We start from the raw sequence: 18,630 nt of genomic DNA, 5'->3' as shown, positions 1-18,630 counted from the left end.
CGACACAGTGTACGTGGCATCCTGTTTATCTGCCCGGTCGGATCACGTCGCTACGATGACTGCGGCGGCTCACGAGGAGGATCCATGCCCGCCACGGCAGTTCTGGGAGCTCAGTGGGGAGATGAGGGGAAGGGTCGGGTCACCGACTACTTCTCCGAAAAGGCGGACTACGTCGTCCGCTATCAGGGCGGCAACAACGCCGGCCATACGATCATCGTGGGCGACCAGAAGCTCGCCCTGTCGCTGATCCCGAGCGGGGTCATGTATCCGCAAGTCGTCCCGGTGATTGCTTCCGGGATGGTGGTGGACCCCAGGGTTCTGCTGGCCGAGATCGACATGCTGGCAACGAAAGGAATCGACACCGGCAGGCTCCGTATCTCGTCCAATGCTCACCTGATAATGCCCTACCACCGCAAACTCGATGCCGTGATGGAGCGCTTCCTCGGGCGCAGTCAGATCGGAACGACCAAGAAGGGCATCGGGCCTGCCTATACCGACAAGTTCGCCCGCCAGGGAATCAGGGTGCAGGACCTCTTCGACCCGAAGATATTCCGGGAGAAGCTCGAAGTGGCGCTCGAGGACAAGAACAAGCTCCTGACCCGCGTCTACAACCAGCTCCCGATCGATCCCGATCCCATCGCCGATGAATACCTGGCGTACGCGGAGCGGTTGTTGCCGCTTGTCACAGATACCTCTTTGCTGTTGTGGGAAGCGATCCGCGACGGCAAGGAGGTCATCTTCGAAGGCGCCCAGGGCACGCTGCTCGATATCGACCACGGCACCTATCCCTTCGTCACGTCGTCGAGCCCCACCGCCGGCGGCGTGCTCACCGGCGTCGGCATCGGACCAAAGGATCTCCACCGCGTGGTCGGCATCGCCAAGGCCTACATCTCCCGGGTGGGCACGGGCCCCTTCCCCACCGAACTCTCCGACGAGATCGGTGATCGCATGGTCGACATCGGCGGTGAATACGGAACCGTGACCGGACGGCGCCGTCGATGCGGCTGGCTGGACCTGGTGGCGCTGCGCTACGCGGTGCGGGTCAACGGCCTCACGGACCTGTTCCTCACCAAGCTCGACGTGCTCTCACATTTCGAAACCATCAAGGTTGCGGTCGGATATACGTCGCTCGGCGAACGGTACGACGAGTTCCCGCGCCAGCAACGGGTCCTCTACAACTGCACCCCCGTCTACGAGGAGTTCCCCGGCTGGAACACGGACATCACGGGCGCCCGCTCCAGCGGCGATCTGCCCCCGGAGGCCCGGGACTACGTAGATTTCATCGAGGACACGATCGGAGTACCGGTCCGCTGGGTATCGGTGGGACCGGAGCGCAGCCAGCTGGTGGAGCGAACGTGAAAGTCCTCCTCATTGGAGGAGGCGGCAGGGAACACGCCCTCGGCTGGATGATGACGCAGAGCCCGCTCGTCCACGAGCTCATCTCGCTGCCCGGCAATCCCGGACTGGCCGAACTCGGCGGAATAATCGAAGGAATCGACCCTGCCGACGTTGGTGCGGTCGCTCATGTGGCCGCGGCAGAGCAGGTCGATCTCGTCATCGTCGGTCCGGAGGCACCTCTGGTCGCCGGCATCGTGGACGCCCTCAGGCAAAAGGGAGTCCCGGCCTTCGGACCCACGCGGGCCGCGGCCCGGTTGGAGGGTTCGAAGAAGTTCGCCAAGGAGATCATGGACCGGGCCGGGGTGGCGACCGCATCCTGGCAGTCCTTCACCGATCGGGAACCTGCCCTCGCCTACCTTGCCGGCAATGCCGGACCGTACGTCGTAAAGGCCGACGGGCTGGCCGCCGGAAAAGGCGTGCTGGTCACGGATGACCGAACCGAGGCCGAAGCGTGGGTCGATAGATGCCTCGAGGGCGGGTTCGGCACAGCCGGGAACACGGTCATCATCGAGGATTACCTGGACGGACCCGAGCTGAGCGTGTTCGCCATCTGTGACGGCACCACCGCCCTACCCCTGGAACCGGCCAGGGACTACAAGCGGCTGGCCGACGGCGGCTCCGGGCCGAACACGGGGGGAATGGGCTGCTATTCGCCGGTCGCGGACCTTCCGGACGGACTCGTCGAACACGTCCTCTCCGGGGTGATCGACCCCGTGCTGCGGACACTGGCGTCCGACGGCACTCCATACGTCGGCTTCATCTACGTCGGGCTCGTACTGACCGGGGACGGACCCAGGGTGCTCGAGTTCAACTGCCGCCTCGGTGATCCCGAGGCACAGGCCGTACTGCCGCGCATGAGCGACGATCTCCTGGAACTGCTGCTTGCCGCACTCGACGGGACCCTGAGCGGGCGATCGATCAGCTGGCACGACGGGACTGCGGTGGACGTGGTTCTGGCCGCGAGTGGATATCCCGAGGCACCGCGCAAAGGCGACCCGATCACGGGTGTTGAGGCGGCGGCACGAGAAGAGGGTGTCATCATCTTCCATGCCGGGACCGCAATGCACCAGGGCCGGCTGGCAACCGCCGGTGGGCGTGTGCTCAACGTGGTGGGAACCGGACCCGACGCAGAGAGCGCCCGCGCTCGCGCCTATGCCGCCGCCGGGAAGATCGCGTTCGACGGCATGCAGTACCGCAGGGATATCGCGAAATAGGCCGGAAGCAATCGGCGATCGGCCCCCTGATTCATCCGCCCGAACCCCACCGCCCGGCACGGCGGGGTGGAAACCGGAAGCTGCCTACTGCGTCGGCACAGACCGCCCTCCGGTTTGCCAGAGAGGGAGGATCCGAAGAAGATGAATCCGTGGAATACGAAAAGGGAGCAGTCGTCATGGCGCGTGTGGCAATCGTGATGGGATCAGGCAAAGACCGGCCCACCATGCAGAAGGCCGCCGACACCCTCGATCTATTCGATGTCGGTTGGGACATGCGCGTCCTGTCTGCCCACAAGACGCCCGACGATGCCCTCGAATTCGCATCGAAGGCCTCGGACACCTACTCGGTGATCATTGCCGGGGCCGGCAAGGCCGCCCATCTGGCAGGCGTCATGGCGGCCAAGACAACTCTTCCCGTCATCGGGGTACCGCTCTCGGCGTCACTGGACGGCATGGATGCTCTCCTCGCCACCGTGCAGATGCCGACGGGCATCCCGGTGGCAACCGTCGCCATCGACGGTGCGACCAATGCCGCCTTGCTGGCGGTGGCAATCCTCGCCTTGAGCGACGCGAGACTCGGGGCAGGGTTGAGACAGTACCGGGATGAGTTGCGACGGCAGACGCTGGACGGTTAGACCCCGGGTATCGAGGGTCCCGGGTATCCGGCCCGAGACGGTCAGATCATCTTCCGCAGCAGGTCGGCGAGATCGCCGTTCCTCGCCACTTCTACCTCCTCGAGGTCGAGCCAGCCGGCCATGAGGTGTAGCTCCTCGGCCAGCTCGAGCGCAATCCCGACCGGATCCCGGCCGCCTTCCGCAAACGACCCTTTGACCAGCAGTCTGCCGGCAGCTCGGTCCGCCTTCAGGTCGACCCGGCCGACCAGTTCATCGCCGAGCAGGAAGGGGTAGACGTAGTAGCCGAACCTCCGCTGGGCCTCCGGAACGTAGATCTCGATCCGGTAGTGGAAATCGAAGAGCCTCTCGGTTCGTTCTCTGAACCAGATGAGCGAGTCGAACGGACTGACCAGTGCCCTGGCGCCAAACGATCGTGGGACTTTGGTCCCCGGCAGCATGTAGGCCGGTTTGTCCCACCCTTCGACACTCACTTCTACGAGGGCTCCCGACTCGACCAACTCCCCGAGGCGGGGCCGCGCATCAGGCATGCGGATGCGGTAGTAGTCGGCGAGGTCGGCGGCGGTCGCCACTCCCGCCGCTTGTGCGGACAGCAGAAGGAGCTGCCGCTGCGCCTCCTCCTTCCCGGGGGGCTCGACGTCGAGCACCCCGGCCGGCAGGACCCGCTCGGGGAGGTCGTAGTAGCGGGTGAAGTTGAGTCGGTCGGCAATCGCCACCTTGCCGGTCGCGAACAGCCATTCGAGCGCAATCTTTCCCTTCCCGTATCCCCACCACGGGCCCGTGCGTTTGCCGGGATCTGCGAGATCCGAGACGGTGATCGGGCCGAACTCGACGACTTCTTCGAACACCTGCCTCATGTAGTCGGGGTGCTCCTCGTTCAGGGCCCGAACCGGCTGCCAGGGACGAATCGCACCCATGCGGAACCGCATCAGCGGATAGCGCTCGACCGGCAGAAAGGACGCCTCGTGGCCCCAGTACTCGAATGCCTCCCTTCGCTTGTAGGCGTACTCGTCCATCAGGTCGGTTGCGTACGGCCCGAAGCGGGAGAAGAGAGGCATGTAGTGGGCGCGCACGGTCACGTTGACCGAGTCGATCTGAACGAGTGAGACCAGGCGAAACAGCCTTCTGACATGGCGCACGTCGACTCGCTCGCTCCGGCGGCGCCCCCCGAACCCCTGGGCGGCGAGCGCCGTTCGCCGAGCCTGCGCGGAACTGAGGCTCCTCAAAAGATGACATCCGTCAGTTCGAGCAGCGTGACCGTCAGGTTGTAGAGCCCGTGTACGGCGACCGCCGCGATCAGATAGGGAGCCGCGTGCCTGATCCGCGGTGCGGTGAGATCTCGATCGGTGATCGTCCACATCCTGCGGACACCCAAACCTGCGATCAACGACGCACCACCGTGCAGCAACGGTCCGGCAATCCATCTCCATCTGATGATCTCGGGAGTCGGGTCGGCGATGTAGACGTTCAAGTAGACGGAGTTCTCGATGGCGGCGAAAACCAGGCCTGCCGCCAACGCAGTCAGCGGCAGCACCCATCCGGCCGGCACGAGCCAGGGACGCTGCTCGGCGAGATAGAGCGCACCGGAAGCTTTGAGCACCTCTTCGACCAGAGGACCGATCGTGATCGCCGCGAGCAGCAGGCCGAACCCGATCGTGCCGCCGGCGCCGACCAGCGCACCAAGGATCGCAAAAGGGCCCGCCACGACGACTGCGACGCCCACGGCGACCCATCGACGCGCCGTGGGGGTTGCGAGTCTGCGGGCCGAGTAGATCGAGGAGAAGGTGGGCAGATCGGTCCGCCCGGTCCATCGCAGCGCCGGTTCTTCCCCGGTCGCCTCCCAATAGCTCTCCCCGCCCGGCACCTCGGCGCGGTGGACGGGTTGTGGCTCTTCTCCCTGTGCCCGCTCCATCGGCACTCAGCGATCCGCCGGAAGCAGCGCCGTTCCGTAACAGAGGATCTCGGCCATCGGGGCCGTGTTGCGACCCGAGTTGAGGGCGATCGGAGACGTCTCGAACCTGACGTTGATCACGGCCATGGCCCCCACGCGACGGGCGTCCTCCACCATGCGGAGGCGGGCTTCACGACGAGCCCTCTCGATCATCGGCGTGTAGGAGCGCATCTCGCCGCCGAAGATCATGCGGAATCCCGACAGAAACGTCTTGAGATAGTCGGCGGCGATCACCGTTGCCCCGGTCACGAGGGCTGCACCCCCCGGCGCCATACCGACCGGGACCGTCCTGAGGTCGGTCAGCACGAAACCTCTGTTGGCCTCTTCACGCCTATCGAGCTCGGCGAAGTGCCGGCGCTCTCTGCTGCGGCCGACAGTTGATCCGAGCAGCAGCAGCGAGACGACCACCACCAACGGAACCGCCAGCTGGAGGACGACTTCCATTCAGCCCACCACTGGAGGAGGCGGTGGAGCAGAACCCACCCCGCCTGCGCCGCGGGGCGGCTCTGCCGGAGCCGAGGCAGCTTGTGCCACCCCCGGAGACGGGACCCGGACCAAGTTGACGGCCGTTCCATAGGCGTACAGTTCCGCCGCGCCCGCTGCGATCGACGAGGTAGTGAACCGCACGTTCACTACGGCGTCGGCCCCGAGCTGCTGAGCTTGCTGAATCATCCGCTCGACTGCCTGGCGGCGCGACTCGGTGAGCAACTCCGTGTATTGAGTCAGCTCACCACCGACCAGGTTCTTGAGGCTGGCGGTGATGTCCCTTCCGAGATGCTTGGCCCGTATCGTGTTTCCCTGTACCAGTCCCTTGACCTCGACGATCTCGTGGCCGGGAATCGTCTCGGTATTGACAACGATCATGTGGATCCTTCGCTAACGCAACGTTCGGGCAACCTTAACTGATTCCCGTCGGGCAGCCGGTGCTTCGAGCGTTGTGCAGCGACTGCTCGCGCGCGACCCGTTCCGTAAGGGCCGGTGCGAGGCCGATCGGGAAGGCGGCCACGCATCGGAGTTGAGAGGGCGGAGGATCGGCCCGGTGTGCGATCATGGCCTCATGATTCCGCGCTACTCGCTCCCGGAGATGTCCGCCATCTGGTCGGAGGACCGCAAGTTCGAGATCTGGCAGGAGGTCGAGGCCCTGGTCGTCGAGGCCTGGGCCGACCTCGGAGTGGCCCCCGCAGGCGCCGCCCAGGCCGTTCGAGCCGCACCACCGGTCCGTGCGGTCGACGTCGACGAACGCGAGAAGACAACCAATCACGACATGGCAGCTTTCGTCGACCTCCTTGCGGAATCGGCCGGAAGCGGCGGTGAATGGGTGCATTACGGACTCACGTCCTCCGACGTTCTCGACACCGCCGGAGGCGCCCGGATGGCCTCCGCGGCGGATCTGCTGATCGGCCGCATCCACGCCCTGTTCGAGACGATCAAGCGAAAGGCCCTCGCGCATCGCGACACTCTGATGCTCGGGCGAACTCACGGAATCTGGGCCGAGCCGACCACGTTCGGCTTGAAACTGGCCACCTGGGCATTCGAGGTCGATAGAGATCTGACCAGAATGCGCCGCGCCAGGGAAGCCGTCGCCGTCGGCAAGATGAGCGGAGCGGTCGGCACCTACGCGCACACGCCGCCCAGCGTCGAGAAGTACGTCTGTGACCGTCTGGGGTTGCTCCCGGAGCCGGCCTCGTCACAGGTCACGCCGCGCGACCGTCACGCCGAGTTCCTTCAGGCAATCGCTCTGACCGGGGCATCGATCGAGCGCTTCGCTACCGAAATCAGACACCTGCAGCGCAGCGAGGTCGGTGAGGCACGCGAATCCTTCGGGAAGGGACAGAAGGGGTCTTCGGCGATGCCGCACAAACGAAACCCGATTCTGTCCGAGCGGATGACGGGCATGGCGAGGCTGCTGCGCGGCTACGCACAGGTCGGTCTCGAGAACGTTGCTCTCTGGCACGAACGCGACATCAGCCACTCATCCGCGGAGCGGGTCGTGCTTCCGGACGCTTGCCTCGCCCTCGACTACATGCTGGTCAAGTTCAACGATCTGATCGACGGTCTGGTGGTCGAGGCCGACCGCATGAGGGCGAACCTGGCCGCCACGCACGGCCTGGTCTACAGCCAGGCCGTGTTGCTGAGCCTCATCGAAGCGGGCAAGACCCGCGATGAGGCCTACCGGATAGTCCAGCGCAACGCCATGCGCTGCTGGGAGGAGAGCGCCGAACTTCAGGAACTCCTGGCCGCCGACGAGGAAGTGAACCTCACCTCCGAAGTCCTCGCCGGGTGTTTCTCTCCCGAGCGTTTCCTGCGCAACGCGGGAGTCGTATTTGAACGGTTGGAGGATCTCGAGCCGACCGCCCAGCGGGTCGGACGCAGTTCGTCGTAATTCGCTAGCCTCGGACGGGTGAAGACATACAAGTATGCGCTCAGCCTGGCGGCGGCCTCGATGACTCTGGCGGCGTGCAGTCCCTTCCCGAAGGCGCTGCGGCCCAATACCTACAGTGGCTTCTTCGGCCTGATCCACCTCATCGTGATCATCTGGGCCGTCGTCGATATCGTCGGGTCTCAGGGAAAGTCAACCGGCACGAAGGTCCTGTGGATCCTCGTCGTGGCATTCGCTCCCCTCATAGGGCTGATCTTCTACATCATGGCCGGGCGGGAGAAGTAGGGGGTCCTGGGTTCCGGTCCGAGCATGACCACTCGAACCCGAAACCCAGAACCTCTTCAGTGCCAGAGCCAGGCGGCACCGCGGACGCCGCTCGAGTCGCCGTGGAGGTTCTTGACGATTCGCGTGTCGACCCGGTCGCTGAACACGTAGTCACCCCACCTTTCCGGCACCTCGTCGTAGAGTGCATCGACGTTCGAGAGGCCTCCGCCGAGAACGATCACCTCCGGGTCGAGGATATTGATGACGACCGCCAGTCCGGCGGCGAGTCTCTCGATGTAACGATCCAGCGAAGCGGCCGCCTCCGCCTCGCCCCGCAGAGCAGCACGGACGATCTCGGGGGGATCGACGCGCTCGCCCGTCGCCCGGGCATGATCGGCGGCCAAACCCGGACCAGAGAGGTACTTCTCGATGCACCCCGTCTTGCCGCAGTAACACTTCAGCCGCGCCACGGGACCTGCGGCATTGGGCGGAAGCGGGTTGTGACCCCACTCGCCGGCGATGGCATTTGGGCCGCCCACCAGACGCCCGTCTATCACCACCCCGCCGCCGACGCCCGTCCCGAGAATCGTTCCGAAAACGGGAGAGCTTCCTGCGGCCGCACCATCCACTGCTTCGGAGAGAGCGAAGCAGTTTGCGTCGTTCGCAAGGCGAACCGGGCGCCCCAGAGCCGCTTCCAGGTCCTGATCGAGTGCTCGTCCGAGCAGCACCGTCGAGTTGGAGTTCTTTATCAAGCCGGAGGCTGGTGAAATGGACCCGGGGTGACCGATACCGACGCTCTCCGCTCCCCCGAGTTCGCTCTCGAGCCGCTCCACGAGTTCGGCGATCGTGCCGACTATCTGCCGGTAGTCGGGCGCCGGTGTCGGCAGCCGGTATCGGGCTACCACCCGTCCGGAATCGTCGAGAGCAGCCGCCTCGATCTTCGTCCCGCCGAGATCAACTCCGATGCGCATGCGGCGGACTCTACTGATATGGGCCGGGGTCACCTACCCTCAGAACATGGCTTCAGAGATTCTCGCCGAAATGCGTACGGTCGTACTGGGTCGCGCCTCGATTGTCGACGGAATCGTTCCGCCGCTGGTATTCGGTATCGGCAACGCCACGATCGGAACGTCTTGGGCGGCGGCTCTGGCCGTCCTCTCTGCCCTGATGATCGTTGCGGGACGACTGGCGATGGGCCGGTCTCTGAAGTTTGCCCTCGCCGGGCTTGCGGGGGTCGTCATCGCGGCAACGGCGGCAGCGTGGTGGGGTCCTGATGGGTTCTTCATCCCGACCATCGCCGGCGGAGCTGCGACGACGTTGGCGATACTCATCAGCATCACGATCCGGCGGCCCTTCGTAGCGTGGACCAGCTGGCTCGCCCGGGACTGGCCGATCGGCTGGTACTGGCATCCGCAGGTGCGGCCGGCATACACCAGGGTCTCCTGGATCTGGCTGGCCTTCTTCGCGCTGAAGACAACAGGTCAGTGGCTGACGATCGACGCCACCGGATGGGCGGTCGCCTTCCGGACCGTCGCAGGGTGGCCCGCCTTGCTGGCTCTCCTGATCTTTTCCTACACGCTCGGCCGGCGGTTCCTCCGGTCCCTGGCCGGACCTTCGGTTGCAGAGTTCGAATCCGGCGCCCCGGCCCCCTGGGAGGGACAGCAGGCGGGTTTCTGACGTCAGCCGGAGACGGCCGGATACACCTTGGCCAGAGCTTCGGCGAACTTGATCGACGGGAGCAGCACCTGGGCTCCGTCTGCGGTGCGGTAGTCCTCGTAGGAGAGCCGGACGATCTTGAGGCTGGACGAATCTACATTCCGATATGACCAGGCCAGAGACACGGCATCGCCGATGGAAAAGGCACTGTCGAGCCGGGTCGAACTGGCGACCTGCTGGGCAACCTCACCGAGAGAGGTCAAGGACCCGAACGAGGTCATCCTCGAGAACAACTGCATGAGAACATCGTGCTGATGGCTCTGCCGTGAGAAGTCACTGGCTCCGGTGACCCGACCCCATTCACCGTCGACCAACTGCTCCGGTTGTCGCGACCGGACCCAGGCGAGAGTCGTAGCTCCGTCGGCCTGTGTGCAGCCGGCCTCTATGTCCAACCCGGCCTTGATGTCCCTGGTCGGATAGTCGACGCAGACCTGAACGCCGCCGAGCACATCGATTATCTGGGTGAAACCGGAGAATCCGACCATCGCGAAGTGGTCGACGGAGATGCCGGTGAAATCCTCGATGGTCAGCGAGAGGAGTTCGGGTCCCGAGGCAACGCCTTTGCACCCACCGAGCGTCGAGTTGATTCGTGAGTACGAACCACCACAGGGGGTGGGCAGGTACAGATCTCTCGGGAGGCTGGCAAGGATGGGCACAGAACCGTCGGACGGCAGCAGTACCAGGATGATGGTGTCGGCCAGGTAGCCGCTGAGGTCGGCACCGATCAGCGTATAGGCGGTGAACATCCCGTCCGGCAGCGGAGGGCTGCTCATGTCGGGCAGCACGACGGTCTCCCCGGCATCGGGCTTCTCCGGAGACAGGCCGTCGTCTGCGATTTCGAAATCCAGGTCGGCAAGGAAGGGGGGATCGGAATCCGACCCGGTACCGTCCGCATCTGATTCGCCGCCCCGGGAAACATCCGCCCCGGCAGCATCGATACGGTCCCGGGCGGCATCGGGATCGAACTCGTCTCGATCGATCGACCAGTAGGCCATTCCGACGCGGAGGCCGGCAACGACCACGACGAACAAGAGGCCGGAGGCGACGGAAAGCAGGATGCGGGTTGTTCGCGATGGGGTCATGCGGAACTTCGAAGCGGGAGTGCTAGATGGTAGACGCACAGGAGAAGTGCGGCACATCGACCGATGATCAACGGCGAACCGCTTCGACGACCTGGCGGGTAATCAGGACGAGGAAGAACACGGCAACGGACGCACCTGCGATGCTGGCCCCGGCGGCAGTATCGGCGTGCCAGGTCAGCAGCAAACCTCCCGCCACGGTTGCCACACCAATAGCCACCGCGGTGATCATCATCGTCGGGACGCGCCGTACGATCAGTGAGGCCGATGCGGCAGGTGCGACCAGCAGTCCGAAAACGAGCAGATTGCCCACCACGCGAAAAGACGTGACTATGGCGAGAGTCAGCAACGCCAGCATCACGGAGTGCGCCAGGCGCGGCCGCAGGCCGAGAACTTCCGCCTTGTCCTCGTTGAAGGACAGGACCAGGAAGGGGCGATAGAAGACGGCAACCGCCAGCGCAGTCACACCCGCGGCGACTGCCTGAATCAGCAGGTCCGATCGACCGACGGCGAGGATGTTCCCGAACAGGAATCCCGTCAGGCTGCCGGCAAATGACTGGGCTCTCGACATGATGATCACGCCGAGAGCGAGCATCCCCACGAACAAGAGCCCGATGGCCGTGTCTTCGCTGAGCCGGGCACGCCGGTGCACGTACTCGATGCCGGCAATCATGATCAACGCGCTCAGGACCGCACCGATGGTGAGGTCGAAACCCCACACGAACGCCAGGGCGATGCCGGGCAGCACACCGTGAGCCATCGCGTCGCCCATGAAACTCAAGCCGCGCAGGACCACCCAGGTGCCGATGAGCGAGGTGGTGACGACGGCGAGAACACCGGCCAGCAGCGCCTGCATCATGAAGTCGTTCGAGAATGGTTCTGTCAGCCAGCTCACGGCGAGAACACTTCCGCGATCGCCTCGGCATTCCAGTTCATCATGTCGATGTATGTCTCGGCACCCGATCCCGGCCCACCCAGCGAGCCCGTGTACAGCTGCACCAGCACGACCTCCCGGCTCACCTCCTCGATCAACTGTTCCGCCAGCGCCTGGCTCTCCCCCCGGTCTGTGAACACGGCGGGAGCCGACGACTCCTCGAGCGCCTCGACGACCTCGGCGAAGCTCGCCGCGCTCGGTTCGATCATCGTGGTCGCCCCGGGGAGAATCGTCGCAGTGACTTCGAAGTCGTACCGGTCGGCGAAGTAGCCGAACGCCTGGTGACCTGTGAACAAGACTCGCGAATCGCCTGGGATGAAGGCCAGGCTATCGCGTATCGATGAGTCGGTTTCGAGCAACTCCTGGCGGTAGGGCGCGGCCCGACCCGCCCAGTCGATCGAACCGTTCAGATCTTCCAGGGCTTTCACGAGCAAGTCGACCGCGTTCACCATCCGGATCGGGTCGAGCCAGACATGGGGATCGAAAGCGCCGGAACCCTCGAGAGGAAGCGGATCGACATCAGGACCGATCTCGAGCAGGTCGGCGCCGTCTTCCACCGCAGCAGAGAGAACCTCTGAGAGGCCCTCTTCGAGGTCGAGGCCGTTGGCGACTATCAAGTCGGCGGACCTGATGGCGGCCACTTGCCGTGCCGAGGGTTCGAAGTCGTGGGGATCGGCTCCGATCGGCATTATCACCTGGACCTCTGCGCCGCCGTTTACGACATTGGTGACAACGTCTCCCAGAATTGAAGTCGTCACCACGACGGCCGGAAGGGAACCTCCTTCGTCACTCGCCGAACAGCCGGAAGACACCATCATCACCGGCCCGAGCAACATGAGAATGAGAGTTGTTCTCATAATCATTCTACGGTACCATCACCACCATGAGCACGCAACGCCAACCGACGGTGGACCTGGCCGAGGAAAGGCTCAGATCGGCCGGAGTCAGAACGACCCGGGCGCGTCGACTGGTCATCGAGGAGCTCATCCGGGTCGACGGGCCGCACACGGCCGAAGAGATCGGCACACTTCTTCGATCTGCGGTGCCTCTCTCCTCCCTCTATCGAACCTTGAGCGTGCTCACGGCGAGCGGGGTGCTCGAGCGGTTCCACGATGGTGCAGGCGTTGCCAGATATGAACTGGCCGAGTGGCTGACCGGGCACCACCACCACATCACGTGCAGCAACTGCGGGTCGACACAGGACATCGACTTCAGCTCCGAAACGGAGTCGACGATAAGGCGCATCTCAGACGGCGCCGGCGCGACCGCCGGCTTCGCGGTGACCGGCCACAGGATCGATTTGGAGGGGCTGTGCCCGCAGTGCCGATAGCAGTACGCGGAAGCGGCGTGACTCTCATCCATGGGGATCGTGTCGCGTTCCGCTCTTCCGACCTGGCCGTTCCTTCCGGCGAGTTCACGGCGGTGATCGGGCCCAACGGGTCCGGGAAGTCAACTCTCCTCAACGCCATCGCCGGCCTCATCCCGCTGGCCGACGGGGCACTGGAGGTACTCGGAACCGACCCCCTCGGTGCCCGGTCGAAGACCTCGCTCGTGTTGCAGGCAACGAAGGTGAACGACCGCCTGCCGGTGACCGTCCGTGAGGTGGTGACGATGAGCCGGTACGTCGACAAAGGGTCCTTTGGACTGATTCGCAACAGTGACAGGGACATCGTCGATGATGCTCTCGAGCGCCTCGACGTGGCCAGACTGGCGAGCCGTCACCTCGGCGAACTCTCCGGAGGAGAGAGGCAACGCGTCTTCGTTGCGCAGGGGCTTGCGCAACGAGCAGAACTTCTCCTCCTGGACGAGCCTTTGAACGCACTCGACCTCGTCTCAAAGGAGGTGATCCTGGAGGTGATCTTCGAAGAGCAGCGCAAGGGCCGGACGGTGATCGCCACCACACACGATCTCGGCGAAGCGGCCAGAGCGGGCCACGTGCTGCTGCTATCCGGAGGGGTTGTAGCCGAAGGTGAACCATCCGCGGTCCTGACTTCGCAGCACCTTGCCCGGGCCTACGGGATCGAGGTAGTTGAGAGCGAAGCCGGGGTGCCGATACTCGACGACTCTGCCCATCACCCCGTTGACGAACGGCACCAGCATTTCGACCGGACGGGACACGCCGAGCACTGAGGGCCAGAAGCACCCGCCCCGGGCGCCAGATATTTTCTCAGCAATACTGTTGTTGCCGGAGAGTCACAGTATTGCTGAGAAACGAATCAGAGGGTGTCCAGCCAGGCGCCGAAGAAGCGCAGCGCCTGTTCCCTCATCGAATCCTCGTTCTCACGCAACTCTGCGACCAGTCCTATCGGATCAACGCCGGCCGCAACGATGTTCCCGCCGCCCGGTCGACCGACCGCCAACTCGACCAGATCCGCTCCCGCTTCCGGGTGGAACTGGACCGCCAGAGCCGAACCCGACCGGTAGGCGTGCTGGTAGCCGTCCGTGTAGGCCAGCAGCTCCGCGCCCGGCGGCAGGTCGAATGTGTCGCCGTGTGTCACCAGAACCCGGTCCGGGAGGTTCGCGAACACGGGGTCCGCTCGCCCGGCGTCGGTCATCGTCATCTCCATCAAGCCCGCCTCCGGACTCGGCGCTTTGTACGCCCGGCCGCCCAGCGCGTCGGCCAGGAGCTGGCTGCCCAGGCAAATACCGAGGAGAGGCACATCAGCGGCCACGGCCTCGGCCAGGAACGCCTTCTCGGCAACGAAGTGCGGATAGTCGGCTTCCTCATAGGCGCCCATCGACCCGCCGAGCACGACGACGGCTTTCCAGTCGATCGAGTCCGGAAGAGGATCACCGGCGAAGAACCGAACCGAAACAGTGTCGATCCTGGCCGCTTCGATGGCCTCTCCAAGCCAACCCGGGCCGACCCCCTCCGAATGGTGCAGCAGCAGGATCGAGTCATTCGTAGCAGTCATCGGCGGAAGATTACCGCCGTCGACTGCGGCTCATCCAGCCCTGACCGGGCGATCACCCGTCCGGCTCCGACCGGCCGCTACCATCTCGCGTCGTGCTGGCACTGAAACATCTCGCCTCGGGCAAGGTGCGCGAGATCTACGAGATCGACCGGGAACGGCTCCTATTCGTAGCCACCGATCGGATCTCGGCGTACGACGTCATCCTCCCGGACCCAATCCCGGACAAGGGCCGGGTGCTGACCGGGCTCTCGCTGCACTGGTTCGACCTGCTGGACGTCCCCAACCATCTGCTGGCCACAGACCTGTCCGGCATCGAGCAGCTGACCACGGACCAGCGCGAGTCGCTGGCGGGTCGGGCCATGGTCGTCCGACGCGCCGAGGTCATCCCGGTTGAGTGTGTCGTCCGCGGCTACCTCTACGGGTCATCCTGGAAGGAGTACCGCGCCGGGGGCGGGCCGACCACCGAGCACCTCCCGCAGGGACTGCGAATGGCCGACGAGTTGCCGGTTCCCATCTTCACTCCGGCTACCAAAGCGGAATCGGGCCATGACGAGAACCTGACGGAGTCGGACACCAGACGGTTGTTGGGAGACGAGCTGTACGAGCGCCTCAAACAGACATCGATCTACATATACCTGACGGCAGCGCGGTTCGCGGCAGAGCGCGGGGTCATCCTCGCCGACACCAAGTTCGAGTTCGGCTTCGCCGACGGCGACCTCTTGCTGATCGATGAGGTGCTCACCCCCGATTCCTCTCGCTACTGGCCGCGGGACCGGTGGGAGCCGGGCAACACCGTCCCCTCCTACGACAAGCAGTTCGTTCGTGACTGGCTCGATTCGGTGAAGTGGGACCACACGCCGCCGGCCCCGCCACTACCGCCTGAGGTGGTAGCCGAGACACGGGCCAAGTACACGGAGGCATTCGAGCGAATCACCGGCCGGCGGTTCGACGAATACCTGCAGGAGATGGGGACATGAGGGCGACTGTGCGCGTGAAGCGACGCTCGGACATTGCAGATCCGGCCGGCACCGCGGTCCTGCGCGGCGTCCGCGACCTGGGCTACTCCAATGTCGAATCGGTGCGGATCGACAAGATCATCACCCTCGAGGTCGGCGCCACCGACCCGGCTCGGGCCAGGGCAGATATCGAGGCCATGTGCGAGAAGCTCCTCGCCAATCCGGTTATGGAGGACTACGAGATCGTCCTGGAGGAGGACGGAGACACGGCATGACCGTTGCCGTGGTCGTGTTCCCGGGGAGCAACTGCGAACACGACGTCGTATACGCTCTCGGGAGCCTCGGATGCGAGGCCGAGCTGGTCTGGCACAGGGATGTGGACCTGACCGGGTTCAGCGGGGTCGTATTGCCCGGCGGATTCGCGCACGGCGACTATCTCCGCACCGGGGCTATCGCTCGCTTCTCCCCCGTCATGGCCGAGGTCCGCCGCATGGCCGAAGAGGGCGCCCCGGTACTGGGGATCTGCAACGGGTTTCAGATCCTCACCGAGGCGGGCCTGCTGCCCGGCGTGCTGCTGGCCAACCGTGACCTCCGCTTCATCTGCCGGCCGGTTCACCTGCGGGTCGAGTCGACCGAGTCGATCCTGACGAGGTTGGCAACGGTCGGCGACGTCCTCGAGGTCCCGCTCAACTCCTACGAAGGCAACTACACGGCAGATCCTGTCGAGGCCGCCGGAGTCCTTCTCACCTATTCGGATCGTGCGGGGAAGGTATCTCCGGCGACCAACCCCAACGGGTCGATGGACAACATCGCCGGTATCGCCAACGGGGCGGGCAACGTCGCCGGACTGATGCCACACCCGGAGAGGGCGATCGATTCCCTACTCGGCTCGACGGATGGTCGGGTCCTGTTGAGGTCCTTTGCCGCCTCCGTCGCGGCTTTTGCAGAGGGGCGGCCGGCGCGTGTCTGATAGGCGTCCCCTCCACCAGGAACTCGGGATGACGGACGACGAGTTCTCCAGTGTCGTCGGGCTGCTCGGCAGGGAGCCGAGGATTGCGGAACTGGCCATGTATTCGGTGATGTGGTCGGAACATTGCTCGTACAAGTCATCCCGCCCGCATCTCGGTCGCTTCCCCACCGAGGCGCCCTGGGTCGTGGTCGGCCCCGGAGAGAACGCAGGCGTTGTCGACCTGGGAGACGGCTGGCTGGCCGCCCTCCGTATCGAGAGCCACAACCACCCGTCGTTCGTGGAGCCCTATCAGGGCGCTGCAACCGGGGTTGGGGGGATTCTGCGCGACGTCTTCACGATGGGCGCCAGACCGATCGCGCTCTGGGATCAGATCCGATTCGGACACCTGGATGACCCCCACAACCGCTATCTGTTCTCAGGGGTGGTGGCCGGCATCGCCGGCTACGGCAATGCGGTCGGAGTGCCGACGGTTGGAGGAGAGGTCGCCTTCGAGGACTGCTATCGGGGCAATCCCCTCGTCAACGTCATGTGCCTGGGAATCCTTCGTTCCGAACAGCTCGTTCTCGGCACCGCCGGCGAGCCCGGGACAATCTCCGTTTTGCTCGGTTCCTCGACCGGTCGAGACGGCATTGGCGGCGCATCGGTTCTGGCGTCGGCCGGCTTCGACGAGGACAGCAGCACCAAACGGCCCTCCGTGCAGGTCGGAGATCCGTTCCAGGAGAAGAAGCTGATCGAGGCCTGCCTGGAGCTGTATCAGAAGAAACTCGTCGTCGGCATACAGGATCTCGGCGCGGCCGGCCTGTCGTGTTCGACGTCGGAGCCGGCGGCGCGGGCGGGCGTGGGGATGGACGTCGACCTCGACCGGGTACATGTCCGTGAGAGCGACATGACTCCCGGTGAGCTGCTGATGTCGGAGTCGCAGGAACGGATGATGGCCTTCGTTCACCCGGATCAACTGGGCGAGGTGCTGACGATCGCGGAGAAGTGGGAGGTCGATGCCTCCGTCGTCGGCGAGGTCAAGCCCGGCGGGACGTTGCGGGTCTTCAAGGACGGCGATCTGGTCGCGGAGGTCCCGGCCGCCTCGCTTTCAGAGGATGCCCCCGTCTACGACCGACCCCTTTCCGAACCTTCCTGGCTGGCTGACCTATGGGCGAGCACGGCCGATTCCCAGTTGCCGCCGGACATCGGGACGAGCCTGCTGGCAATGCTCGGCGACCCCTCGCTGGGTGACCCGTCGTGGGTCTATCAGCAGTACGACCACATGCTGTTCTTGAACACCGTCGTCGGACCGGGCGACGACGGCAACCTCCTGCGGATCAAAGGCACCACGAAAGGCCTGGCCGTCTCCACCGACGGAAACGGTCGACTCTGTTATCTGGACCCGCGCCGCGGCGGGGCCCGCCTCGTCTTCGAATCCGCCCTCAATGTGGCCGTGGTCGGAGCTCGACCGATGGCGGTTGTCGACAATCTCAACTTCGGCAACCCGGAGAAGCCGGAAGTGATGTGGCAGTTCACTGAGACCGTTGAAGGCATCTCACAGGCTTGTGAGTCCCTTGGAATACCCGTGATCGGCGGCAACGTCTCGTTCTACAACGAAACGGACGGCGTCGACATCTACCCGACTCCCATAGTCGGCATGCTGGGCCTCGCCGACCCGCTGCCCGAAACGCCGCCCCGCCTCGAAGCGGGTGAGGCAGGCATGGACGTCTGGCTGGTGGGGCCACGAAACGGGACCAACCTGGCCGGAAGCGCATTCGAGAAACTCGTGTCGGGCCGCCTGGGGGGCCGGCCGACGGAACCCGACCCGGCGACGGCCGGCGCCGTCATCGGCCTCGCCGTCGACCTGGCCGGCGGCGGAGTCGCCCCCGTCCTGCACGACGTCTCCGAGGGCGGGTTGGCCGTCGCGATTGCCGAAATCTGCATACGCTCGGATGTGGGGGCCACGATCACGTTCTCGGACTGGCCCAACCTGTTCTGTGAGGATCCGCATCGATTCATCGCAGTTGCGCCGCCCGCGGCCGCCGCCTCGATCCGCACTGCCGCACAGGAATCCGGGGTTGCGGCAGCGCGCATCGGGTCGCTCGGAGGCTCATCGATCGACTTCGCGCGGAATGGCCGGGTCGAGGCCTCCGTACCTCTCGATGCGGCGGCAGCCACCTGGCGCGGTGCCATCCGCGACCGGATGGACCACTGAGACGGGCCGGCGGTCGCGTCCGGCGCA

The 18,630-nt window shown here is 65.0% G+C and carries 20 protein-coding genes and 1 pseudogene; 12 read left to right on the top strand and 9 right to left on the bottom strand.

Annotated features, from left to right (window positions below; translation table 11 throughout):
* The first annotated feature begins 84 nt into the window (after positions 1 to 84).
* The 3 genes from VLT15_09120 to purE all read left to right on the top strand — a co-directional run bounded on the left by VLT15_09120 (position 85) and on the right by purE (position 3,247).
* Complete coding sequence (locus tag VLT15_09120; GenBank protein ID HSR45375.1) at positions 85 to 1,359, top strand: adenylosuccinate synthase; 1,275 nt, start codon at positions 85 to 87, stop codon at positions 1,357 to 1,359.
* Positions 1,356 to 2,612, top strand: coding sequence for a phosphoribosylamine--glycine ligase (purD, locus tag VLT15_09115; GenBank protein HSR45374.1), 1,257 nt, complete (start codon positions 1,356 to 1,358; stop codon positions 2,610 to 2,612). The genes VLT15_09120 and purD overlap by 4 nt, the downstream gene beginning before the upstream one ends.
* Positions 2,613 to 2,788: 176 nt before the next feature.
* On the top strand, positions 2,789 to 3,247 hold the full coding sequence (gene purE, locus VLT15_09110; GenBank protein HSR45373.1) for a 5-(carboxyamino)imidazole ribonucleotide mutase: 459 nt from the start codon (positions 2,789 to 2,791) through the stop codon (positions 3,245 to 3,247).
* Between the two features lie 41 nt (positions 3,248 to 3,288).
* Here purE and VLT15_09105 read toward each other — a convergent pair whose 3' ends face one another.
* From VLT15_09105 to VLT15_09090, 4 genes and pseudogenes are all read right to left on the bottom strand, one after another.
* Positions 3,289 to 4,470, bottom strand: a complete 1,182-nt coding sequence (locus tag VLT15_09105; GenBank protein ID HSR45372.1) for a crosslink repair DNA glycosylase YcaQ family protein — start codon at positions 4,468 to 4,470, stop codon at positions 3,289 to 3,291.
* The gene (locus tag VLT15_09100) at positions 4,467 to 5,156 is read right to left on the bottom strand and encodes a PrsW family glutamic-type intramembrane protease (protein HSR45371.1); all 690 of its coding nucleotides are present in this window, start codon (positions 5,154 to 5,156) and stop codon (positions 4,467 to 4,469) included. Before VLT15_09100 ends, VLT15_09105 begins: the two co-directional genes overlap by 4 nt.
* A 6-nt stretch (positions 5,157 to 5,162) precedes the next feature.
* On the bottom strand, positions 5,163 to 5,639 hold the full coding sequence (locus VLT15_09095; GenBank protein HSR45370.1) for a heavy metal-binding domain-containing protein: 477 nt from the start codon (positions 5,637 to 5,639) through the stop codon (positions 5,163 to 5,165).
* 117 nt (positions 5,640 to 5,756) lie between these two features.
* Positions 5,757 to 6,059, bottom strand: a pseudogene (locus VLT15_09090) (YbjQ family protein).
* A 193-nt stretch (positions 6,060 to 6,252) separates the two neighbouring features.
* On the opposite strand from VLT15_09090, the gene purB reads away from it, so the two are divergent.
* Entirely contained in the window at positions 6,253 to 7,578 is a 1,326-nt protein-coding gene (gene purB / locus VLT15_09085) for an adenylosuccinate lyase (protein HSR45369.1), read from the top strand.
* 18 nt (positions 7,579 to 7,596) lie between these two features.
* Positions 7,597 to 7,860 carry a PLD nuclease N-terminal domain-containing protein gene (locus VLT15_09080; GenBank protein ID HSR45368.1) on the top strand — a complete coding sequence of 88 codons (264 nt, stop codon included), beginning with the start codon at positions 7,597 to 7,599 and terminating at the stop codon, positions 7,858 to 7,860.
* A 56-nt stretch (positions 7,861 to 7,916) separates the two neighbouring features.
* Here the strand turns inward: VLT15_09080 and VLT15_09075 are convergent, their stop codons facing one another.
* Positions 7,917 to 8,810 (bottom strand): ROK family protein, encoded by an 894-nt coding sequence (locus tag VLT15_09075; GenBank protein HSR45367.1) that lies wholly within the window; start codon positions 8,808 to 8,810, stop codon positions 7,917 to 7,919.
* A gap of 46 nt (positions 8,811 to 8,856) precedes the next feature.
* Here VLT15_09075 and VLT15_09070 point away from each other — a divergent pair, with 46 nt between their 5' ends.
* Positions 8,857 to 9,516, top strand: coding sequence for a DUF3159 domain-containing protein (locus VLT15_09070; GenBank protein HSR45366.1), 660 nt, complete (start codon positions 8,857 to 8,859; stop codon positions 9,514 to 9,516).
* Between the two features lie 2 nt (positions 9,517 to 9,518).
* Here the strand turns inward: VLT15_09070 and VLT15_09065 are convergent, their stop codons facing one another.
* From VLT15_09065 to VLT15_09055, 3 genes are all read right to left on the bottom strand, one after another.
* Positions 9,519 to 10,637: an LCP family protein gene (locus tag VLT15_09065; protein HSR45365.1), complete on the bottom strand. Its 1,119-nt coding sequence runs from the start codon at positions 10,635 to 10,637 to the stop codon at positions 9,519 to 9,521.
* Positions 10,638 to 10,704: 67 nt separating this feature from the next.
* On the bottom strand, positions 10,705 to 11,529 hold the full coding sequence (gene aztB / locus VLT15_09060) for a zinc ABC transporter permease AztB (protein ID HSR45364.1): 825 nt from the start codon (positions 11,527 to 11,529) through the stop codon (positions 10,705 to 10,707).
* A complete protein-coding gene (locus tag VLT15_09055; protein HSR45363.1) occupies positions 11,526 to 12,425 on the bottom strand; it encodes a metal ABC transporter substrate-binding protein in 900 nt (299 codons plus the stop codon). Before VLT15_09055 ends, aztB begins: the two co-directional genes overlap by 4 nt.
* A gap of 26 nt (positions 12,426 to 12,451) precedes the next feature.
* Between VLT15_09055 and VLT15_09050 the strand changes: the two genes are divergently transcribed.
* Both VLT15_09050 and VLT15_09045 read left to right on the top strand, forming a co-directional pair.
* Positions 12,452 to 12,898 carry a Fur family transcriptional regulator gene (locus tag VLT15_09050; protein ID HSR45362.1) on the top strand — a complete coding sequence of 149 codons (447 nt, stop codon included), beginning with the start codon at positions 12,452 to 12,454 and terminating at the stop codon, positions 12,896 to 12,898.
* Positions 12,899 to 12,915: 17 nt separating this feature from the next.
* Positions 12,916 to 13,698 (top strand): ATP-binding cassette domain-containing protein, encoded by a 783-nt coding sequence (locus VLT15_09045; GenBank protein ID HSR45361.1) that lies wholly within the window; start codon positions 12,916 to 12,918, stop codon positions 13,696 to 13,698.
* An 86-nt stretch (positions 13,699 to 13,784) separates the two neighbouring features.
* Here VLT15_09045 and VLT15_09040 read toward each other — a convergent pair whose 3' ends face one another.
* Positions 13,785 to 14,483 carry a type 1 glutamine amidotransferase gene (locus tag VLT15_09040; protein HSR45360.1) on the bottom strand — a complete coding sequence of 233 codons (699 nt, stop codon included), beginning with the start codon at positions 14,481 to 14,483 and terminating at the stop codon, positions 13,785 to 13,787.
* A gap of 92 nt (positions 14,484 to 14,575) precedes the next feature.
* Here VLT15_09040 and VLT15_09035 point away from each other — a divergent pair, with 92 nt between their 5' ends.
* From VLT15_09035 to purL, 4 genes are read left to right on the top strand one after another with little or no spacing between them, the layout of a single operon-like run.
* Positions 14,576 to 15,460 (top strand): phosphoribosylaminoimidazolesuccinocarboxamide synthase, encoded by an 885-nt coding sequence (locus VLT15_09035; protein ID HSR45359.1) that lies wholly within the window; start codon positions 14,576 to 14,578, stop codon positions 15,458 to 15,460.
* Positions 15,457 to 15,714, top strand: coding sequence for a phosphoribosylformylglycinamidine synthase subunit PurS (gene purS / locus VLT15_09030; protein HSR45358.1), 258 nt, complete (start codon positions 15,457 to 15,459; stop codon positions 15,712 to 15,714). Before VLT15_09035 ends, purS begins: the two co-directional genes overlap by 4 nt.
* Positions 15,711 to 16,409 carry a phosphoribosylformylglycinamidine synthase I gene (gene purQ, locus VLT15_09025; GenBank protein HSR45357.1) on the top strand — a complete coding sequence of 233 codons (699 nt, stop codon included), beginning with the start codon at positions 15,711 to 15,713 and terminating at the stop codon, positions 16,407 to 16,409. The genes purS and purQ overlap by 4 nt, the downstream gene beginning before the upstream one ends.
* Positions 16,402 to 18,603, top strand: coding sequence for a phosphoribosylformylglycinamidine synthase subunit PurL (purL, locus tag VLT15_09020; protein HSR45356.1), 2,202 nt, complete (start codon positions 16,402 to 16,404; stop codon positions 18,601 to 18,603). The genes purQ and purL overlap by 8 nt, the downstream gene beginning before the upstream one ends.
* Positions 18,604 to 18,630: the final 27 nt, after the last annotated feature.

Source organism: Acidimicrobiia bacterium, from assembly GCA_035471805.1.
Lineage (GTDB): Bacteria > Actinomycetota > Acidimicrobiia > Spongiisociales > JAHEDJ01 > JAHEDJ01.
The sequence above is the reverse complement of the archived record's forward strand: the minus strand, read 5'-3'. Positions and strand labels throughout refer to the sequence as shown.

Coding starts and splice junctions, on each gene's coding strand:
- VLT15_09120 (HSR45375.1), top strand. CDS start 85: ATGCCCGCCACGGCAGTTCTGGGAGCTCAGTGGGGAGATGAGGGGAAG.
- purE (HSR45373.1), top strand. CDS start 2,789: ATGGCGCGTGTGGCAATCGTGATGGGATCAGGCAAAGACCGGCCCACC.
- VLT15_09100 (HSR45371.1), bottom strand. CDS start 5,156: ATGGAGCGGGCACAGGGAGAAGAGCCACAACCCGTCCACCGCGCCGAG.
- VLT15_09095 (HSR45370.1), bottom strand. CDS start 5,639: ATGGAAGTCGTCCTCCAGCTGGCGGTTCCGTTGGTGGTGGTCGTCTCG.
- purB (HSR45369.1), top strand. CDS start 6,253: ATGATTCCGCGCTACTCGCTCCCGGAGATGTCCGCCATCTGGTCGGAG.
- VLT15_09075 (HSR45367.1), bottom strand. CDS start 8,810: ATGCGCATCGGAGTTGATCTCGGCGGGACGAAGATCGAGGCGGCTGCT.
- VLT15_09070 (HSR45366.1), top strand. CDS start 8,857: ATGGCTTCAGAGATTCTCGCCGAAATGCGTACGGTCGTACTGGGTCGC.
- VLT15_09065 (HSR45365.1), bottom strand. CDS start 10,637: ATGACCCCATCGCGAACAACCCGCATCCTGCTTTCCGTCGCCTCCGGC.
- VLT15_09055 (HSR45363.1), bottom strand. CDS start 12,425: ATGAGAACAACTCTCATTCTCATGTTGCTCGGGCCGGTGATGATGGTG.
- VLT15_09050 (HSR45362.1), top strand. CDS start 12,452: ATGAGCACGCAACGCCAACCGACGGTGGACCTGGCCGAGGAAAGGCTC.
- VLT15_09040 (HSR45360.1), bottom strand. CDS start 14,483: ATGACTGCTACGAATGACTCGATCCTGCTGCTGCACCATTCGGAGGGG.
- purS (HSR45358.1), top strand. CDS start 15,457: ATGAGGGCGACTGTGCGCGTGAAGCGACGCTCGGACATTGCAGATCCG.
- purQ (HSR45357.1), top strand. CDS start 15,711: ATGACCGTTGCCGTGGTCGTGTTCCCGGGGAGCAACTGCGAACACGAC.